The sequence below is a fragment of the Gordonia shandongensis DSM 45094 genome (assembly GCF_000423025.1).
GTDB classification, from domain to species: domain Bacteria; phylum Actinomycetota; class Actinomycetes; order Mycobacteriales; family Mycobacteriaceae; genus Gordonia; species Gordonia shandongensis.
In genome coordinates, this window is record NZ_AUHE01000008.1 from 19,117 (window position 1) to 37,377 (window position 18,261).

The 18,261-nt window shown below is 70.2% G+C and carries 11 protein-coding genes; 3 read left to right on the top strand and 8 right to left on the bottom strand.

Annotated elements, in window-relative coordinates:
- Nucleotides 1–43: 43 nt before the first annotated feature.
- The 6 genes from G528_RS0108530 to G528_RS0108555 all read right to left on the bottom strand — a co-directional run bounded on the left by G528_RS0108530 (nucleotide 44) and on the right by G528_RS0108555 (nucleotide 8,198).
- On the bottom strand, nucleotides 44–3,457 hold the full coding sequence (locus G528_RS0108530; RefSeq protein WP_026918602.1) for an ATP-binding protein: 3,414 nt from the start codon (nucleotides 3,455–3,457) through the stop codon (nucleotides 44–46).
- Nucleotides 3,454–4,053 (bottom strand): DUF4194 domain-containing protein, encoded by a 600-nt coding sequence (locus G528_RS0108535; RefSeq protein ID WP_026918603.1) that lies wholly within the window; start codon nucleotides 4,051–4,053, stop codon nucleotides 3,454–3,456. Before G528_RS0108535 ends, G528_RS0108530 begins: the two co-directional genes overlap by 4 nt.
- A complete protein-coding gene (locus G528_RS0108540; RefSeq protein ID WP_026918604.1) occupies nucleotides 4,050–5,543 on the bottom strand; it encodes a DUF3375 domain-containing protein in 1,494 nt (497 codons plus the stop codon). Before G528_RS0108540 ends, G528_RS0108535 begins: the two co-directional genes overlap by 4 nt.
- An 18-nt stretch (nucleotides 5,544–5,561) precedes the next feature.
- Nucleotides 5,562–6,257, bottom strand: coding sequence for a chymotrypsin family serine protease (locus G528_RS0108545; RefSeq protein ID WP_026918605.1), 696 nt, complete (start codon nucleotides 6,255–6,257; stop codon nucleotides 5,562–5,564).
- Nucleotides 6,258–6,485: 228 nt separating this feature from the next.
- Nucleotides 6,486–7,187, bottom strand: a complete 702-nt coding sequence (locus G528_RS0108550) for a S1 family peptidase (RefSeq protein ID WP_026918606.1) — start codon at nucleotides 7,185–7,187, stop codon at nucleotides 6,486–6,488.
- A gap of 177 nt (nucleotides 7,188–7,364) precedes the next feature.
- Nucleotides 7,365–8,198 (bottom strand): alpha/beta fold hydrolase, encoded by an 834-nt coding sequence (locus tag G528_RS0108555; protein ID WP_026918607.1) that lies wholly within the window; start codon nucleotides 8,196–8,198, stop codon nucleotides 7,365–7,367.
- 141 nt (nucleotides 8,199–8,339) lie between these two features.
- Between G528_RS0108555 and G528_RS0108560 the strand changes: the two genes are divergently transcribed.
- The 3 genes from G528_RS0108560 to G528_RS0108570 all read left to right on the top strand — a co-directional run bounded on the left by G528_RS0108560 (nucleotide 8,340) and on the right by G528_RS0108570 (nucleotide 16,346).
- Nucleotides 8,340–9,707 carry an FAD-binding oxidoreductase gene (locus G528_RS0108560; protein WP_026918608.1) on the top strand — a complete coding sequence of 456 codons (1,368 nt, stop codon included), beginning with the start codon at nucleotides 8,340–8,342 and terminating at the stop codon, nucleotides 9,705–9,707.
- A gap of 200 nt (nucleotides 9,708–9,907) precedes the next feature.
- Nucleotides 9,908–13,012, top strand: a complete 3,105-nt coding sequence (locus G528_RS0108565) for a hypothetical protein (RefSeq protein WP_245569724.1) — start codon at nucleotides 9,908–9,910, stop codon at nucleotides 13,010–13,012.
- 25 nt (nucleotides 13,013–13,037) lie between these two features.
- Complete coding sequence (locus G528_RS0108570; RefSeq protein WP_026918610.1) at nucleotides 13,038–16,346, top strand: ATP-binding protein; 3,309 nt, start codon at nucleotides 13,038–13,040, stop codon at nucleotides 16,344–16,346.
- 5 nt (nucleotides 16,347–16,351) lie between these two features.
- Here G528_RS0108570 and G528_RS0108575 read toward each other — a convergent pair whose 3' ends face one another.
- Both G528_RS0108575 and G528_RS16940 read right to left on the bottom strand, forming a co-directional pair.
- Complete coding sequence (locus tag G528_RS0108575) at nucleotides 16,352–17,191, bottom strand: ABC transporter permease (protein WP_026918611.1); 840 nt, start codon at nucleotides 17,189–17,191, stop codon at nucleotides 16,352–16,354.
- Complete coding sequence (locus G528_RS16940) at nucleotides 17,188–18,204, bottom strand: daunorubicin resistance protein DrrA family ABC transporter ATP-binding protein (protein WP_035719471.1); 1,017 nt, start codon at nucleotides 18,202–18,204, stop codon at nucleotides 17,188–17,190. Before G528_RS16940 ends, G528_RS0108575 begins: the two co-directional genes overlap by 4 nt.
- Nucleotides 18,205–18,261 lie beyond the last annotated feature (57 nt).

Genomic DNA, 18,261 nt, shown 5'->3' on the forward strand with positions numbered 1-18,261 from the left:
TGAGGTGAGCCTTGGGCAATGATCGTGATCTGCGCGACAGGTGTCAAGTCGACGACGGCGCCTCGTGCGAGGACCGCTGCTCGCGGTACTCGTCGATCGAGAGACACTGCAGCTGCGAATAGCTGCCGCCGCGGTTCTCGACATACCCGACCGCCGAGACGAACGGCTCGATCGTGTAGATCTTCGTCAGCGGCGTCACGATCAGCAACTGCAGTCCGAGCCGCGCGAAGAGACGCAACGCATACCGGGCCGAATCATCCGATCCCCGCCCGAAGGCCTCGTCGATCACCACGAAACGGAAGTCGCGCGACATCGTGGCACCCCACTTCAGGTCGAACTGGTAGGCCAGCGACGCGGCGAGGATCGTGTAGGCGAGCTTCTCCTTCTGACCGCCCGACTTCCCGTCGGAGTCGGTGTAGTTCTCGTACTCGGCGTCGCCGTCGACGTACCGTTCCGACGCGGCGAACGTGACCCAGTTCCGCACGTCCGTGACCTGCTCGGTCCACCGCCGGTCGATCTCCGTGTACCCCTCGCGGCCGCGGAAGCGCTCGACGAGCGCCTTGACCCGAAGGAACCGCTCCTCGGCGTACCGATCGTCCGCATCGCGGGAGTCCCCGTCGGGGGCGTCGACGCTGCAGGCGCGCAGATCGGCGCGGAACTCCTGGATGTCGTGGGCGTGCGTGGGCGTCACCTCGAGGCGGATGTACCGACCCGGGTTGTACTCGATGCCGGCCAGCGACTCGTTGATCGTGTCGACCTTCGAGCCGATGAGGTGGACCTCCTTGTTGAGCTTGGCCGTGAAGATCGCGATGTCGCGGATCGCATTGGTGTTCAGATAGTTCTTGAACTCCTCCTCGAACCGCGGCAGATCGTCCTCGGAGAGTCGCCGGTGCAGGTCGCGGTACTCGTCGGCGGACGCGATGTCGGCGTCGACCTCGGTGGTCAGCACCGGATGGTTCCGGGTGAACTCCGACATGCGGTTCACCACGCGGGTCTCGAACGTGCCGGCCCGCGACGCGTGCTGATCGGCGGCGTCCGTGAGCCGCTCGGCCAACGCGCTCTCCACCTCGGCGTACTCGTCGACGGTCAGGGGCTCGGATGCCCCGCCGCCCACCGACGAACGGTAGTCGTCGACCGATGCGTCGATCGCCGCGAAGTGCTCCTCGGACTCGGCCACACCGTCCTCGTCGAGGACCGCGCGCGCCGACTCGCGGATCTTCTCACTCTGTGCTCGCGTGACCTCCAATCGGGACACCTTGTCGCGCAACCCGTCCCGGGTGGTCTCGGCGACGGCGAGCTCCTCGCGCGTCGCGTTGAGCGCCTCGGTGATCTCGGCGAGCTCGGACGACGACTGCTCCAGCTCGGCCTTGCGGGCGCCGAGCTCGGCGACGCGGGCCGCCGCGGCCTCCCAGTCGATCGCCTCGAAACCGGGGTAGGCGTCGAGCCCGGTGAGCGCCGCCCGCCGGTCGACGAGGTCGCGGCGCCGCTCGGTGAGACCGTCGATCTCGCCGTCGACGCGGGTGAGCTCGTCCTGCACCCGCTGCCCGGCGGCGAACAGCGCGGTGATCTTCTGCTCGTTGCTCCACCCGAGGACGAAATCGCGGCGGTCGTCGACGCGCCGCGAATCGTCCTTCTCATGGCGGCCGCCGCCCGACCGGACCTGGCCGTTCACCGTGACCGCGTACTCGGCGGCCCGGAACTCGTCCATCGTCTCGGCGCACACGTGGCGGGCGCGGTCGGCCAGACGATGCTGCAGCCACGCGGCGAACGGCCCCTCCTTGACGTCGAGCTTGTGGGCCAACGCCGTCGGCTCGAGGGCCCGGCCGCCGGCCGCCGAGATCCGTTCGGGCACCCGGAAGTACACCACGCGGCCACCGAGGTGGTTCGCGTCGATCCACGCCGAGACCGTGTCGTACAGGGCGGCGGGAACCAGCAGCGACAGCCCGAAGCCGCGCAGAACGCGTTCGGCCGCAGGCTCCCAACGGCTCTCGTCGCCGCGGACGCCGATCAACTCACCGACGAACGGGAGCTCATCGCAAGAGATGTCGGTCCCCGCACAGATCGCCTCCCGGATCCGCAGATTGCGCCCCGGAATGTTGCTCGTCCGGTCGCGCAGACTGGCGATCTCCCCGGCCACCCGGGCGGCGTCGGCGTCGAGTTCGCGGCGCCGATACCGGGCGTCGGTGATCGCGGCGTCGATCTGTTCGGCATCGGCCTCGACGACGTCGACGGCGCCGAGCGCTTCGGTGCGCCGGGCGTCGAACTGCGCGCGGTCGGCCACCGCGGCGAGCCCCGCCCGCACCAGCAGCTGCGAATACCGATCGTGGGCGGAACGCAGCTCATCGCGCCGACGGCCCGCATCGGCGATCTGGTGTTCCAGGCTCGCGATGTCGGTGCCGCCGAGACCGGCCTGCCGCAACTCCAGTTCGCGGACCGCCAGCCGCAGGTCGGCCAACTCGCGGTCGACGGACTCCAACGCGCGCCGGGCCGTCGCCAACTCGTGATTCTGACCGTCGAGGGTCACCGAGAGGAGATCGAAGCGCCGGCGGGCGAAATAGTGTCGCAACGCGCCGCGCCTGCCACGGAAGTCGGCGGCCATCGCGACATGCGAGCGATACCGGTCGTGGTCGGCCAGCAGCGGCCCCAACTCCTCGAGCTGTCGGCGAGCCAGCACCACCGCGTCGTGGGCCGCCGTCAGATCCTCGAAGTGCCCGACCATCGTGTCGACCCAGCCGCTGGAGTCGAACGGCTCGAGCATGTGATCGCGGACGAAGTCGTTGAGGTTGCCGACGGCCTTCATCGACACCGTCTGGTGGAACAACTCCATCGCCTGCTCGGAACGGATGGCCAGCGAACGTCGGTAGTCGCGGCCGTACTCCGGGAAGTGTTCGTGGATCCGGGTGCCGCCGTCCTTCAACCGGGTGCGCAGGGCCCGCAGATCCGAGCCGAAGTCGGCGAAGTCCGTCGCGATGTCGAGGGCCCCGTCGGTGACGGTGTAGAACCGCTCGGGCTGCCCGCTGTCGTGGCGCATCGAGAACACCTGCGCCAGCGTCACGGTCTCGTCGTAGCCCTCGTTGGCGAACACCCCGAGGATCACCGAGTAGTTGCTCATCCCGCGCAGTGCCACCGGACGCGAGGCTCCGGTCACCTCGTTGCGCTCGGACTTGTAGTAGCCGAGCACGTACGACCGCAGATCGCGTTCGCGCGCATCACCGCCCGCGGCCCTGTTGTAGGCCACCCGATGCGCGGGGAGCAGGAGGGTGGTCAGGGCGTCGACGAGTGTCGACTTGCCCGACCCGATGTCGCCGGTCAGCAGGCCGTTGCGCCCGTCGAGGCGCAGTGTCCAGACCCGCTGGTCGAAGGTGCCCCAGTTGAGCACCTGGAAACGCTGCAGGCGGAACCCGGAACGGGCCGAGGCCTCGCTCTCCAACTCGGTGGGGGCGAACAGTCCGGTCATCGGCGCTCCTCGGCGAGGATCTCGGTGTACTCGGCCAGACGGGCGTCGAGGTCGGCGAGCCACTGGGCGTCGACGAACGCCCGCAGGACGCGGCGGACCTCGTATTCGCCGTCCTGTCCGGGCATGCGGCGCAGGAAGCCGAGGTCGGTGACCCGCCGGACCGTGGCGTCCGCCTGGTCGACGGCCCGCGCCTCGTTGGTGGTGGCGGGGAAGAACGGGCTCACCAGATCGCGCAACTGGTCGCCGGTGAGGATGAGCCGGTTACCGGCGTCGGTGGTGTCGTGTTCGGCCAGCTTCTTGCGCAGGAGGGCGAGCAGCAGCGACGTGTGCAGCGGCAACTGGTGGCGTGCGACCAACCGCGGGATCCCGAGCTCGGCCAGCTCGTCGTCGCTCTTAGAGCGAAGGAATGCGTACCCCTCGGCCTCGTCGACGACGACGGTGAGACCGAGGACGGCCACGTGATCGCCGACCTGCGAGGCCAGCCCGAGGACGTGCTGCCATGCGGTCTCGGCGGTGTCCCGGTAGACGACGCCCTTCATCAGCGAGGTGACGGCGAGCGCCAGGTTGAGCTCGTCGCGGGGCACGGTGCGGCTCACGGCTGCTCCTGTTCGACGGGGATCGGGTCCGGCGGTGCGGACGCACCGCGGGTGTAGATGACGCGCGGGACGACGGCCGTGCGCTCGACACCGTCGTCACGCCAGGTGATCCGCTCATCGCTCGACTCGTCGAAGACCTTGCCGAAACCGTCGTCGGCCAACGACAGGTAGGTGACGAGTTCGGCGAGGCCCTGCCGCAGCGGTTCGGCGGCCACCACATCGGCGAGCGTCACCTGATCGCGTCGGCGCAGTGCCGCGCGCACCGCGTCGGCCAGCGGCGCGGGGTCGATGTGGACCTGCTCGAACAGCGCGGTCGATGCGCCGTCCGCCGCGCCCTCGGTGATGCCCTCGCTGCTGACCTCGACGGTCGACGGCCGCCGGTACAGGGGGCGCTCGAGCGGCAGGTGGACGCTCGGGGCGGGGGAGTCGACCTCGTGGACGAACGCGTCGACGCGGTGATCGCGCAGCGCGTAGGCGGACGTCTCGATGCTGCGGAGGAGATCCATCACGCGGCGGTTCTCCAGCCACGCCTGATCGTCGAGGAAGCGACGGAGCTGTTCGGAGAGCCGCCGCACCGTCGTCTGTGTGCGGGTGCCCGCGTCGAGCCAGTCGTGGTGGATGTTGGTGAGCCGCTCGTCGACGTCGGCGACCTCGTCGAGGGTCTGCGCCGACCGGATCAGCTCGTCGAGTTCGTCGAGGCGGTCGGTCGACAGCAACAGATCGTAGAACGCCTGGAAGCTGCGCCCCTGGTCGGATTCGGCGATCATGCTGCGGCTGCCGACGATCTCGTCGAGCAGTTCGCCTTTGGTGCCGCGCCACGTCGCGATCCGCTCGCGCATGCTCCGGTCGAGTGCACGGAAGTTCGCCTCCACTTCGCGGAAGTCGCCCAGCAGTGCGCGGGAGACGTCGGCGAACTGCTGATAGCGGTCGCGGCGGGCCGGTGCGTCCAGGACGCGGAAGTCGCCGCGTTCGACGGCGTCGATCTCGGCGTCGAGTTCGGCGCGGCGCCGACGCAGTTCGGTGAGCCGGACCTCGGGATCGGTGGCCCCGCCGTAGACGATCTGGCGGAGCAGGTCGAAGACGGTGTTCAACCGCGACTCGGTGCCGACGAACCCGCGTTCGCCCAGCGAGCGCACCCAGGCGACTGCGCGTTCGACCGCGGGTGTCGCGTCGTAGTGCGGTTCGTCGCTGGAGATCACGTAGTACTTGCGCAGCCAGCCAGTGGTCGGGGCCGCCCACTCGTCGAGGTAGGCCTTCGGCGTCCGCGGATAGGCGGGCGCACCCGAGTCGGCGTCGGGGCCGAGCCGTTCATTGAGCCGGTGGAGCTCCTCGTCGAGCAGGCTCACCAGCGCCGACTCGGAGATCTCACGGACGTTGTCGTCGACGAACACCCGACCGAGGAACGACAGCACCAGCGGCGCGCTGTCGGCACGCAGCAACCGCCATGCCGCGTTCGCTCTGCGGACCGCCGCGATCTCGTCGTACTGCACCGGGTCAGGGTATCGGTCTCACACCGGACGGAATCCCGCACCGACGGCGGAGGTGCGGTTCAGGACGCGAAGGATGTCGCTCATCTTGGTGGCGATCATCGGGGTGTGCAGCGGGAGCGCCGGGTCGACGCACGCGATCGACGTGCCGGGGCCGGCGAGCCGCATGCCGCCGTTGAGCATCCCGACCACGCGGTTGCCGACGAGGATCGGGCCGCCGGAGTCGCCCGGTGCCGAGCACACGTAGTTGTATGCGTACCGACCCTTGAGGGTGAGTGTCGGACCGCAGGTGAAGCCGGTGGTGCGACCCGATTTGCAGACGGTCGAGAACGGCTGCGGATAGGTGCCGATGCGCGCGATGCGGGCCTTGCCGACCGATCGGACGCCGCGGACGCGGGAGGCGTCCAGGGAGATGACGTCGACGTCGTAGTTCGCGCTGCGCGTGACGACGCGGCCGATGGTGCCGAAACGCGGGTTGCGCTGGAGGGCGACGCGGGATCCGATGCCGCCGCAGTGCCCGGCGGTGAGTCCGACGAGACGGCCGGCGCGGTCGCGTCCGACCGCGGTCATCGTGCAGCCTGCGCGGCCGTCGAGGAGGATGCCGGTGCCGCCGCCCACGGCGGCTTTCGGCGCCGCGTCGGCGACGGCCGGTCCCGCCGTGGTCAGCATGAGTGCCGTGGCACCCAGTGCGAGCGCGGCTCGTCGGATCGATCGCATGCGTGAAACCCCCAGAATGGATGTCGGCTCCCGCGAGGGGAGAAATACCGTGAGGAGTCAAGCAGAGGCGGGGGTCGCCTTCAATCATCGAAGAACTGCTGAGTCACCTGTGGCACGAGAGACTCATGGGACTTGAGGATCCCGTCTTCTCCGCAGGTCAAGACGATTCGGGCGATCCATGCGGCACGTGTCGGCGTGTCGCACGGATCGCCCGAATCGCGTCTGTCGTCAGATGACGCGGAAGCCCGCACCGATCGCGGGGACCCCGTTGAGGTTGCGCAGGACGTCCCTGATGGGCGTGGCCGCCATCGGCGTGTAGACCGGGAACGCCGGATCGACGCAGAACACCGGCGGCGTGTTGGGGCCGGCGATGCGGCGGATGCCGTTGAGCATGCCGACGAGGCGGCTGCCGACCATGATCGGGCCGCCCGAGTCGCCCGGCGCCGAGCACACGTAGTTGTAGACGAACCGGCCGCCGGTCGTCAGGGTGGGACCGCAGCTGAAGCCGGTGGTGCGGCCCGATTTGCAGACGTTCGAAAACGGCTTGGGGTAGGTGCCGACGCGGGTGATGCGGGCCTTGCCGACCGTCCGGACCGGGCGGACACGGCTGCCGTCGAGGAGGACGACGGCGTAGTCGAGCTTGGGATTGGCGGTCACGATCCGGCCGACCTGGCCGGCGCGGCGATTGCGTTCGAGTCCGACGCGCGAGCCGAGCTTGCCGCAGTGTGCGGCGGTGAGCCCGACGAGGCGGCCGGCGCGGTCGCGGCCCACGGCGGTCATGGTGCACGCCGACTTGCCGTTGACGATGATTCCCGAGCCGCCGCCGACGGCGGCCTTCGGTGCCGCCTCGGCGGGGGCCGATGCGACGGCCGGTGCCATCGCGAGGGCGGCCGCGCTCAGCGCGAGCACCGCGGTGCGGATTCTCTTCATGCGTTCTCCCCAGGTGTCGTCGGATCGACAGGATGCTTCGCGGAGGCCGACGATCCTCCCCCCACGTGCCCGGGCGGTGCCGGACACTGTGAGTGAATCACAGGGGTGACCTGGGGTTTGAACGCGCCACCCCGCGGTGATGCAGGTGTGACGGGTGGGGCTGCCGGGTCCCGGTGATCAGACCGTCAAGCCGGCACGCTCCAGGATGATCTCCGCCAGCTCGGCGGGATTCTGATCGGGAATCCAATGGGTGGCGTCCTCGAGAACGCGCAGCTCGTAATCGGCGTCGACGTACCGGCTCGTCAGGTCCGCCCCGCGTCGGGCCAAAGCGGTGTCGCCCGGACTCCAGACGTGGGTCGTCGGAACACTCACCCGGGCCCGCAGATCGCCCGGGGCGCTGAACGGCATCGCCCGATACCAGTTCATGCCGCCGGTGAGCGCGCCGGACTCGACGATCCGGACGCGGGTGTCGGCGATCATCGCCTCATCCATCCCCGTCGCCGCGAGCATCGCGTCGAAGGCGCCGGGATAGCGGGTCACGATCGTCTCCGGAAGCAGCGGGATCTGGAACGCGCCCATGTACCAGCTGCGGCGCAACTGATCGCTCGACAGCAGCGACGAGACGAACGCGGCGGGATGCGGAACCGAGACCGTGACCAGCGAACGCACCAGATCGGGCCGCACCGCCGCCAGGCGCCAGGCGACCAGGGCTCCCCAGTCGTGTCCCACGAGGTGCACCGGTCCGTCGTCGCCCTGGATGATGAGCGACTCGATGTCGGAGACCAGTTCGGCGGCCCGGTAGGCGTACCGGCCGCGCGGCCGGGCGCCCGGGGAGTACCCGCGCTGGTCCGGGGCGATCGTCCGCAACCCGGCCGCGGTCAGGATCGACGACACCGCCGTCCAACTCTGGGAGGTCTGCGGAAAGCCGTGCAGGAGGACCGCCGTCCCGCGCTCGGGGCGACCGGAGTCGACGACGTCGAAGGTCAGTCCGTCACGGTCGAACGTGTCCATGGAGGCTCCCACCCAAGTTTTCTCGGTACCACGAGTCACAGAAAGATCTGTTGTCGAACCTAGAGCCAGTCCCGCACCGGGTCAAGAGCCTCCCTCCGTCGCCGGCCCCGTCCGGCGCCGGCCGCCGCCTATCGTTGACCCATGACCGCACCCGACCTGACGCTGCTGCTCGACGCACTCCCCGCCGGCATGGTGGTGACCGACCCCGACATTCTGGGCGCCTACCGATACGACCGCGCCAACGACCCCGACGCGGGCACACCCCTCGCCCTGATCCGGCCGCTCACCACCGAACACGTGCAGGTCGCCGTCCGCTGGAGCGCCCGGGCCGGAATCCCCGTCGTCACCCGCGGCGCGGGCACCAGCCTGTCGGGCGGTTCCACCGCCGTCGACGGCGCGCTCATGATCTCCACCGAACGGATGCGGCAACTCACCGTCGATGTCGCCACCCGCACGGCCGTCAGCCAGCCCGGGATGCTCAACGCCGAAGTGAAACAGGCCGCCGCCGACCGGGGGCTCTGGTACCCGCCCGACCCGTCGTCGTTCGAGATCTGCAGCATCGGCGGCAACGTCGCGACCAACGCCGGCGGACTGTGCTGCGTCAAATACGGAGTCACCGCCGACTACGTCCTCGGCATGCAGGTCGTCCTCGCCGACGGGCGCGCCGTCCGGCTCGGCGGCAGACAGCTCAAGGACTCCGCCGGACTGGCGCTCACCAAACTGTTCGTCGGCAGCGAGGGCGTCCTCGGCATCGTCACCGAGGTGACACTGCGGCTGCTCCCGGCACAGACCCCGCCGTGCACCGTCGTCGGCTCGTTCCCCTCGGTCCGCGCCGCCGGCGAAGCCGTCCTCGCGGTGACGGCGCAGATCCGTCCCGCGATGCTGGAGTTCATGGACTCGGTGGCGATCAACGCCGTCGAGGACATGCTGTCGATGGACCTCGACCGAGACGCCGGCGCACTGCTCGTCGCGCAGTCGGACGCGCCCGGTCCAGCCGGTGTCGCCGAGACCGCCCTCATCGAGGAGGCGTTCACCGCTTGCGGTGCCACCGAGGTGTTCGCGACGTCCGACCCGCAGGAGTCCGAGGGGTTCACCGCCGCCCGCCGGGCCGCGATCCCCGCCGTCGAACGGCTCGGCGCCCTGCTGCTCGAGGACGTCGGAGTCCCGCTGCCCGCCCTGCCCGACCTCATCGACGGCGTCGCGGCGATCGCTGCCGACAACCGGGTCACGATCTCCGTGATCGCGCACGCCGGCGACGGAAACACCCACCCGCTGATCGTCCACGACCCGGCCGACCCCGATGAGACGGCACGCGCGGGGCGGGCCTTCGGTCAGATCATGGACCTGGCGATCTCCCTCGACGGAACCATCACCGGCGAGCACGGCGTGGGCCGGCTCAAGAAGGGCTGGCTGCGCGACCAGATCGGCGACGACGCCATGGACCTTATGGGCACGGTGAAGTCCGCTCTCGACCCGACCGGACTCCTCAATCCGGGAGTCATGTTCTAGCGGCCGAGGCGATTCGACCGGCCGCGCGTGAACATCACCACACCCCGTCCGCGCCGGTGTCGGGAAACCGTCGGGCACCGGGTACCGTTCCCTCGTCCCCGGATGCCGCTTGGGTCGGCGGCACCCGCCTTCCGCCCTGACACGCAGGCTGCGGACCCGACTGGAATAGGTGTGGTGAGACAGCCCGAATGACCGCCTCGGTGACCGATCGAACGACTGAGTTCGAGGATCATCTTCGACACGACCTGCAGAGCACCACCGCCGGCCTCCTGGTAGAGGCGATCGACGGCACCGACCGCTACCGGGCGGCGCGCGACACGCTCGGACACCTCATGGACGAGGTGCCGGCGGGCGCCCACATCGCGCTGCTGACCCGTTTCCCCGCCACGACGATCGTCGGATTGACCGGTCACGCGGCGCTCCACCGCGGCGGCTCGGCGGCCGCCGACTATTGGGAGACGTTCTGGCGGGCGATCGACCGCGAACCCGACCGCGCCTTCGAGGACGTGGCGGGGCAACTGCTCGGCGACGTTCTGCTCGCCTGCGGCCTGCGCGATGTGCCGGCACTGCGCCGATCGAGCATCGTCCCGCTGCTGCGCCTGCACGCGGGGCTGTCCGTGGACGCCGTCTGCGACGTGATCGACCTCGTCGAACAGCACCTCGCCGCCGGGCGCCACCCCGCCGGCGACGAGCTGCTGAACTGGCACACCGCACCCGGCTTCGACCATCGGCGGTCGCGGCTGCCCGCCGATCTGCGCCGCCTGCTCGAGTACGCGACCCCCGTCGCTCGGTCGCTGGTCTGCCGGATCTTCGACGCACTGACCGCCACCGTCCGGCCGGGCGTCGCGACCGGAGCCGGCGTCGCGGACACCGCCGATCTGCCCGGGCCGATCCGCGACGCTGTCGCCGACCGGCTGCGTCGATCACCGTTCCTCGACGGCGCCGACCTCGCCCGCGAGCTGTGCGCGTCACCGGCCCCGCAGTTGCGGCTCGACGCCGCGACGGGCGAGGTGCGGGTGATGATCCCGGGGGCGTCGACCCCGACGGTCTGGCGCGTGTGGGCGGGCGCGGCCCCCGAGGAGATCGCGGTGGACGCCGGGATCGGACGGGCCGTCCCCGTCGAGGCGGCGATCGGCGACTGCATCCTGATCGACCAGGCCTCCGGCGTCCGACGCTCGGTGTCGGTGATGGATCACCTCGATCCGCTCATCGTGTTCGACGGCGCCGGCCTGCCCGTGTCGCGGTTCGCGCCGACCCCCGCCCGCCCGGTGACCCTCCTGGTCCCCGGCGACGCGGAGGTTCACACGGAGTCCGGTCCGCTCGTCGCCGAGCACGTCGAGGTCGCCGGCTGGGACGGCTGGGAGTTGCGGACCGTCGACCCGGCCGGGCACCGCGAGATGGTGGTGGTGCGCGACGGGCGGCGTGGGCGGACCCGCGCCGTCGCGCCGGTCGCATCGCCGAGCATCGAACTGCCCGAGCCGATCGTCGGTGTCACGACCCGCGACGGCGAACCGGTGTACGCCGAGCGTCCGTTGGTCGATCTGCCCGCCGATCCTCCTGACGGTTCCGAGTCGACCGACGGTTCCGAGCCGTCACTGTGGCGGGTCCGCGTGCGGCGGGCCGGCCGCGACGACTGGCTGATCGACTGCCCGTGGGCTTCCGCGGACTATGTGACCTCGGCCGACCCCTTCGACGGCATCGAGGGTCCGCTCGTCGGTCGCTTCGAGATCGTGGTCGGCGACGCCCCCGGACTCGACCTGCGCGCCGAGGTGGTTCTCGCCGAAGACGCTCGGTTCGTGCACACGCCGAGCCTTCGGCTCCCGGACGCCGACGGTCTCACCCCCGCGGCGGTGGACATCGCCGTCCCCGAAGGGATCGTCTGCGACACCGTGACTCCTGGCGTCTGCGACACCGTGACCCCTGGCGTCTGCGACACCGCTACCACCGTCGCCTTCGATGCGGCGACGACCGACCGGGCGATCGTCCTGCAGCCCTCGGTGCACGACGACGGGCCTCCGCTCGAACTCATGCTCCGGCCGCCGCACGCAGAGATCCGCCACGAACATCCGGGGGCGCCCGCGGTGTGGCGGATCGCCGCCGCGACCGTCGACGTCGAATCGGACGCCGGACCCGGGCGTCTCACCGTTCGCGTCCCGTGGGCCGTCGGCGTGACGTTCGCCCTGCTCGACGGTGCGGGCGACATCGTCCGCGAGTGGGAACCCGACGAGGTGGCGGGCACCGAGTTCAGTCTGGGCACCGCGCACGTCGCGGAGGCGTCCCGCCGGCTGTCCGGCGGCAGTCTCGTCGCGTTGATCGAGTATGACGACGGTCAGACAGGTGAAAACGGGCAGACAGGCGAGGCCGACGTGGCCGTCGTGGTGCGCGGGGGAGCGCCACGCCTCGAGGGCCCCACGGCCGCCGACCCGCTCACCGCCGCCTGGCTCGCCCTCGACGCGGCACACACCGATCCCGATGCGGCTGACGCGGACGGGATCGACCTCCTCGGCGCGGACCCGACGGCGTCGCTGCTGGCGCTGGGAGACAGTCCCGTCGCGCAGGCACGGATCCCGGGACTGGTGATTCGATCCGGTCTCGCCGAAAGTCCGTTCGGGGTTCCCGACGACAGCACCCGCGGGGCGCACCCCAATCCGTACATCGGATGCACGCTCGCCACCGGCGCGATCGTCGATCCCGCCGCGGCCGGCCGCGACGAGGTCCAGGCCTACTTGGCGACCCGCGGCGGCGACGACCTGCTGCGGCTCATCGCGACGGGACGGATGAGCGACCCCCGCACCGGCGTCTTCGACCGCAACGTCCTCGCCGTCGACGCCATGAGCCACGACCTCGTCGACTCCCTCTTCGCGCGATTCCGCATCGTTCCGGGACCGGTGCTCGATCTGGACATGCGGACGGCCGCGACCATCGAGGCGTTCCACCGTCGTGCGGAGTGGATGACCGATCCGGTCAGCATCGAGGCCCCGCGCTATGTGAACGGGATGCTCCGCGACGTCCGGCGAGCCTCCCCGGAGCTGTACGACCTCATCGCCGCGCGCAACGAGGCCCTCGACGGGGTCGACACCATCAGCCACCCCTGGATGCTCCTGTCGATGCAGTCGTTGGCGTTCGCCGCCGTCGGACGGCTGCAGGCCTACGGCCGACTGAAGGGACGGGGGCTCGACGACGCCGGCCGCGCCATGTGGGCGCGACTGGCCGACTACTGTCCGCGGATGGTGTCTGCGGACCTCCTGATCGCCAACGCGGTCGTCGTGCGCGCCGACGCCCTGGAGAAGGTACGGAGTCGGTAGGCTGGCGTGAGTGGTCGAGCACAGGATGGGAACTCCGAGGGCCGTCGTCGGCGTGCTCGGACCGATCACGCTCGACGGTCGCGACGTCCCCGGTGTTCGGGCCAAACGGCTCCTGGTGGCCCTGGCGCTCGCCGACGGCCGACCGGTCTCGGCCGCCCGGCTGATCGATGACGTGTGGCAGGAGGATCCACCGCGGTCACCGGCGGCGGCGTTGCACACGCAGATCTCCCGCCTCCGATCGCTGCTGACACCCGCGGGCATCGATGGTGTCGACGGGCGCTACCGGCTCACCGGGACGGTCACGGACCTGGATCTCGCCGCCGAACGACTGGCCGCCGGAGACGCTTCGGGAGCGGCCCGACTGTGGCGGGGAGCTCCCGGTGACGACGTCGGCGACGGCGCGATCGCCGCCGAACTCGCAGACCGGGCCGCGCGGCTGCGGTCCGCCGTCGATGACGCCGTCGCCCGAGACTCTCTCGCCCGCGGTGATCTCGCCGCGGCCATCGGCATCGCGCGCGATCGACTGCACAGCGATACGATCGACGAATCGGCCGCCGTCCTGCTGATGACGGCGCTCGGCGACGCCGGCCGACGCAACGAGGCGCTCGCCGTCTACTCACGTCTCCGGCAGACCCTGGCCGATCGGCTCGGCACCGATCCGGGGCCGGAGGCGACGGCCCTGAACGCCCGACTCCTCACCGACGCCGCCCCCGCGGCGCCGTGGACCGCGCCGCCGCGCACACCGGCGGTCGGCCTTCCCGCCCCCGACGGCGACCTCATCGGACGGGCCGCTGACCTCGACCGGATCGGCGACCTCCTGGCCCGTCACCGTGTCGTCACCGTGCAGGGCCCCGGGGGCGTCGGAAAGACCCGCGTCGCCGTCGAGTCGGGACGCCGGACCGCCGACCGGGGACGGACCGTCTACTGCGTCCCGTTGGCGGCCGTGCGCAACGGCGACGACCTCCTCGCGACGATCGCGGGAGTCCTCGGCGTCGGCGAATCGGAACTGAGCAACGCCGGCCCGCGAAAGGTCAGCGCCGGACTCGCACAACGGCTGAATGATGCGCTGCGCGGGTCGTCCGCACTCCTCGTCCTCGACAACTGCGAGCAGGTCATCGACGCCTGCGCGGACTTCGTGAGCTCTGCACTCGCGGCCGGCTCCGGACTGAGTGTGCTGGTCACCAGCCGATCGCCGCTGCTCATCCCGGCCGAACAGGTCTACCAGCTCCCGGTCCTGACGGTGGCCGGGAAGAGTCCGGCGGCGGTCGAACTCTTCGAGCAGCGAGCCCGGTCGGTACGCCCGGACGTCGAGCTGGATCGCGGCGCCGTCGCCGACCTGTGTGCGCACCTCGACGGCCTGCCGCTCGCCATCGAGCTCGCCGCGGCGCGGGTGCGAACGATGACGGTGCCGGAGATCAGTATGCGCCTCGCCGAACGTTTCGAGCTCCTCCGCTCGGCCGACCGCACCGCCCCCGATCGGCATCGGACCCTGCACGCGGTCATCGACTGGAGCTGGGACCTGCTCGATGAGGCGCCGCGTGACCTGCTGACCGCGCTGTGCCTGTTTCCGGGCGGATTCTCCCGGGCGGCGGCCGCGGCGGTGAGCGGCCTGTCCGGGGTCCGGCTCGACGACGCCCTCACCGCATTGGCCGACCAGTCGTTGCTCGCGGTGCACGACGTCTCCGGACAGAGTCGGTTCCGCATGCTGGAGACCGTCCGCGAATACGGCGAGCAGCGGTTGCGGGCCGCCGGCGACGAGGCGTCGACGATCGTCGCCATGCGCCGATGGGCGACCGACTTCGCCCGCGGTCTCCACGCTCGGTACGAGGCTGCGTCGGACCGCGAGCTGTTCACGGATGTCGAACGCGAGATCGACACCGTGATCTGGGCGTTGCGCAGTGCCTTGACGCCGGGTGACGACGGCGAGATCGACGTCGACACGACTGTCGCGGTGTTCCCGGTGGTCGGCGCCTACTGGGCCACCCGCGGTCTGCACCCGGAAGTCCACACCTGGGGCGTCCGGGTCATCGACGCCCTGCCTGCTCCCGTCGACCTCGACGATGCGGCCCGCAGGGAATGGCAGGCCGCAGTCGTCATCGCTGTGATGCACATGGTCCCGATGGGCACGTTGCGGTCGATCGCGAGGGGACGATTCCTGCTGCGTAGGCTGCAGGTCCCGGGCGCCGTGTACGACGATCCGGTGGAACTGCTCAGCGCAATGCTGCTCAGCCGCGGGATGTTCGCGTTCTACCGCCTGGTGGTCGAGGCGACGGCGGTGCAACGCCCGACGCGGATCCGCGCCCTGGGACTCGCAGTCCGCCTCAACATCAAGGAGAACTTCGGCAACCTGATCGGCGCCACGCGCGACAGCGCCGAACTGGCCGACCTGCCTTACCGCCCGGACTCGTTCGTCTCGGCGGTCGCGGACATGGCCACGGCGAGCGTGTACAGCCAACAGGGGCGGTGGCGGACCGCGCTGCCGTATTACGAGGCGAGTCTGGAGCGGTTCCGCGACCTCGGGGCGACGGACGATCTGCAGCAGGTAGGCGGGTACATCGTCGCCAACCGCCTGCAACTCGGCGACCGTGCTTCCGCACGCACTCAACTCGACGAGATCCGGCACGGGTGGCGTCCCGGAGACCCGGTGCCGCAGGGAAACCCCGAGACGGTCGCGGTGATGATCCTGGTGGTCGCCGAATACTTGAGGACCGCGCCGACACCGCAAACAGCGCCGACACCGCAGACAGCGCCGACACCGCAGACAGCGCCCACGGGGCGGGGAAGCAGGCCGGTCGACCCGGGTGACGGCATGGATGTGGACGACTCGGGTCTGGACGACTCGGATTTACGGGGTTCGGATCTGGCGGCCGTGTACCGGCAGTCCGGTCGGGCGTTGCTGGACGGTCACCCGATGGCGGCTCGGGATCCGGGCGCGGTGATGACCCTCGCCGCCGTCGCCGCCGGACTGCTGTGCCTGCGTGCGACGTCGGATGCCGAGGACCTCATCGACGCGATGACCCGATCGCGCCCCACGTCCGCGTCGGGCTGGATCGACATCCCGCAGACCGGGAACCTGGCCCTGGTGGCGGGGGTGGCGCGATGTCTGCGGACACCCGGCGATCCCGACGGGGTGGCGCTGGTGGTGTTGGCCGAACGTCTGCGGGCCCGACACGACTACCCGTCCATGCACGAGCTGATCGTGCGGCGTCGCGAACTGTCCGGTGCCGACGACGCGACGTGGGCGACCGCGGTCGCCGAGTACGGACGCCTTCACCGGAAGGGTGCGCTCGCCGAGACCCAGCGGATTCTCGGCGAGCACATCCTGTACGGCTGAGTCGGCTATCTGGCGGTGCGGATGTAGGCGCGGACGGCCAGCGGTGCGAAGACCGCGACGATGACGGCGGCGCCGATGAGACTCCACACCACGTGCATTCCCACGTGACCGTCGTTGCACAGTTCACGGACGGCCGAGACCAGATGGCTCACCGGATTGGCGTTCACGAAACCCTGGAGCCAGCCGGGCATCGTCTCGACGGGAACGAAGGCGTTCGACATGAACGTCAACGGGAACATGATCATCATCGAGACGCCCTGGACCGCCGAGGCCTTCGTCACCAGGCAGCCCATGAGGGCGAAGATCCAACTGACCGCGAAACTGCACACCAGTACCAACAGGGCGGATCCGATGACACCGAGCGGGTCGGGACGCCACCCCATCGCGATTCCGACGGCGAACGTGATCCCGGTGGCGAGCAGGTAGCGGATGACGTCGGCCAGGAGTGCACCGGCCAGCGGGCTGATCCTCGCGATCGGCAGCGACCGGAATCGGTCGAAGACGCCCTTGTTCATGTCTTCCCGCAGCTGGGTGCCGGTGACGATGGAGGTCACGATGACGGTCTGCACGAGGATTCCCGGCACGATCACCGGTAGGTAACTCGCCGTGTCCCCGCTGATCGCGCCGCCGAAGATGTAGGTGAACATCAGCGTGAAGATGATCGGCTGCAGGATCACGTCGAAGAACTGCTCGGGGTTGCGCAGCATCTTGACGACGCCCCGGTGAGCGAGCGAGAAGGACTGTCGGACTGCGTCTGCGAGCCCGATGGACGTGCGGGCCTGGGTGCGGGCGCCCTCGATGCCGATGGCCGCGCGGGCGGCCGGGGTGGCGAGGATGTCGGTCATCGGTCGACCTCCTGATCGGACGGGTGTTCGTTCGGGTCGTCCTGGCCGGTGATGGTCAGGAACACCTCGTCGAGCGTCGGTTTCGACACGGTGATCTCCTCGATGGCGATGTCGGCGTCGCGGAGCGCGATGAGGACGTCGGGGACGCGGTCGGGGTGATGCAGGGCGACGGTGACGCGACCCGCTTCGGGGCTGAACGCCGCGGCGTCGCCGAGCACGTTCTCCGCGATCCGCGCCGTCTCGTGTGCGTCGGCCCTGGTCACCGGTGTGAGGACCAGAGTGCTCGTCCCGATGGACTCTTTGAGCTGGTCGGAGGTCCCGTCGGCGATCACCCGGCCGCGGTCGATCACGGCGATACGGTCGGCCAGCTGGTCGGCTTCGTCCAGGTACTGGGTGGTCAGCAGAACGGTGGAGCCCTGCGCCACGAGCGTGCGAATGGTCTCCCACATCTGCGATCGAGTCCGCGGGTCCAAGCCGGTCGTCGGTTCGTCGAGGAACAGCAGGGGCGGGGTGTCGATGAGCGATGCCGCCAGGTCGAGGCGCCGGCGCATGCCGCCGGAGAACTCACTCAGCGGCCGCGTGGCCGCTTCCTCCAAGGCGAAGTCGGCGAGCAGCTCTTCGGCCCGCGTTTTGGCGGCGGACCGGGATTTGCCGAGGAGCCGACCGAACAGGACGAGGTTCTGCACTGCGGACAGATCCTCGTCGACCGATGCGTATTGACCGGTGACGCCGATCAGGGATCGGACGGCGACGTCGTCGTCGACGACGTCGTATCCGAAGATCTCGGCCGTGCCGGCGTCCGGACGCAGAAGCGTCGCGAGCATGCTGACCGTCGTCGTCTTGCCTGCGCCGTTCGGGCCGAGGACGCCGTAGACCGTTCCGGCGGGAACGGCCAAGTCGACGCCGTTGACGGCCTTCGTCTCTCCGAAGTGCTTCACCAAGCCGCGGGCGTCGATCGCGAGATCGGTGCGTGGAATCGTTGCGGCTGTGTGCGCCGCGAGTGTTGTTGTCATGCCGACGACCCTGCACCCGGCGTCTGTCGTCGGCCTTGCGTCGTCTTACATGCGCCT

Excerpts from the sequence above, each read along its gene's own strand:
- G528_RS0108530 (WP_026918602.1), bottom strand. The coding sequence starts at position 3,457 with ATGACCGGACTGTTCGCCCCCACCGAGTTGGAGAGCGAGGCCTCGGCC.
- G528_RS0108545 (WP_026918605.1), bottom strand. The coding sequence starts at position 6,257 with ATGCGATCGATCCGACGAGCCGCGCTCGCACTGGGTGCCACGGCACTC.
- G528_RS0108550 (WP_026918606.1), bottom strand. The coding sequence starts at position 7,187 with ATGAAGAGAATCCGCACCGCGGTGCTCGCGCTGAGCGCGGCCGCCCTC.
- G528_RS0108555 (WP_026918607.1), bottom strand. The coding sequence starts at position 8,198 with ATGGACACGTTCGACCGTGACGGACTGACCTTCGACGTCGTCGACTCC.
- G528_RS0108560 (WP_026918608.1), top strand. The coding sequence starts at position 8,340 with ATGACCGCACCCGACCTGACGCTGCTGCTCGACGCACTCCCCGCCGGC.
- G528_RS0108570 (WP_026918610.1), top strand. The coding sequence starts at position 13,038 with ATGGGAACTCCGAGGGCCGTCGTCGGCGTGCTCGGACCGATCACGCTC.
- G528_RS0108575 (WP_026918611.1), bottom strand. The coding sequence starts at position 17,191 with ATGACCGACATCCTCGCCACCCCGGCCGCCCGCGCGGCCATCGGCATC.
- G528_RS16940 (WP_035719471.1), bottom strand. The coding sequence starts at position 18,204 with ATGACAACAACACTCGCGGCGCACACAGCCGCAACGATTCCACGCACC.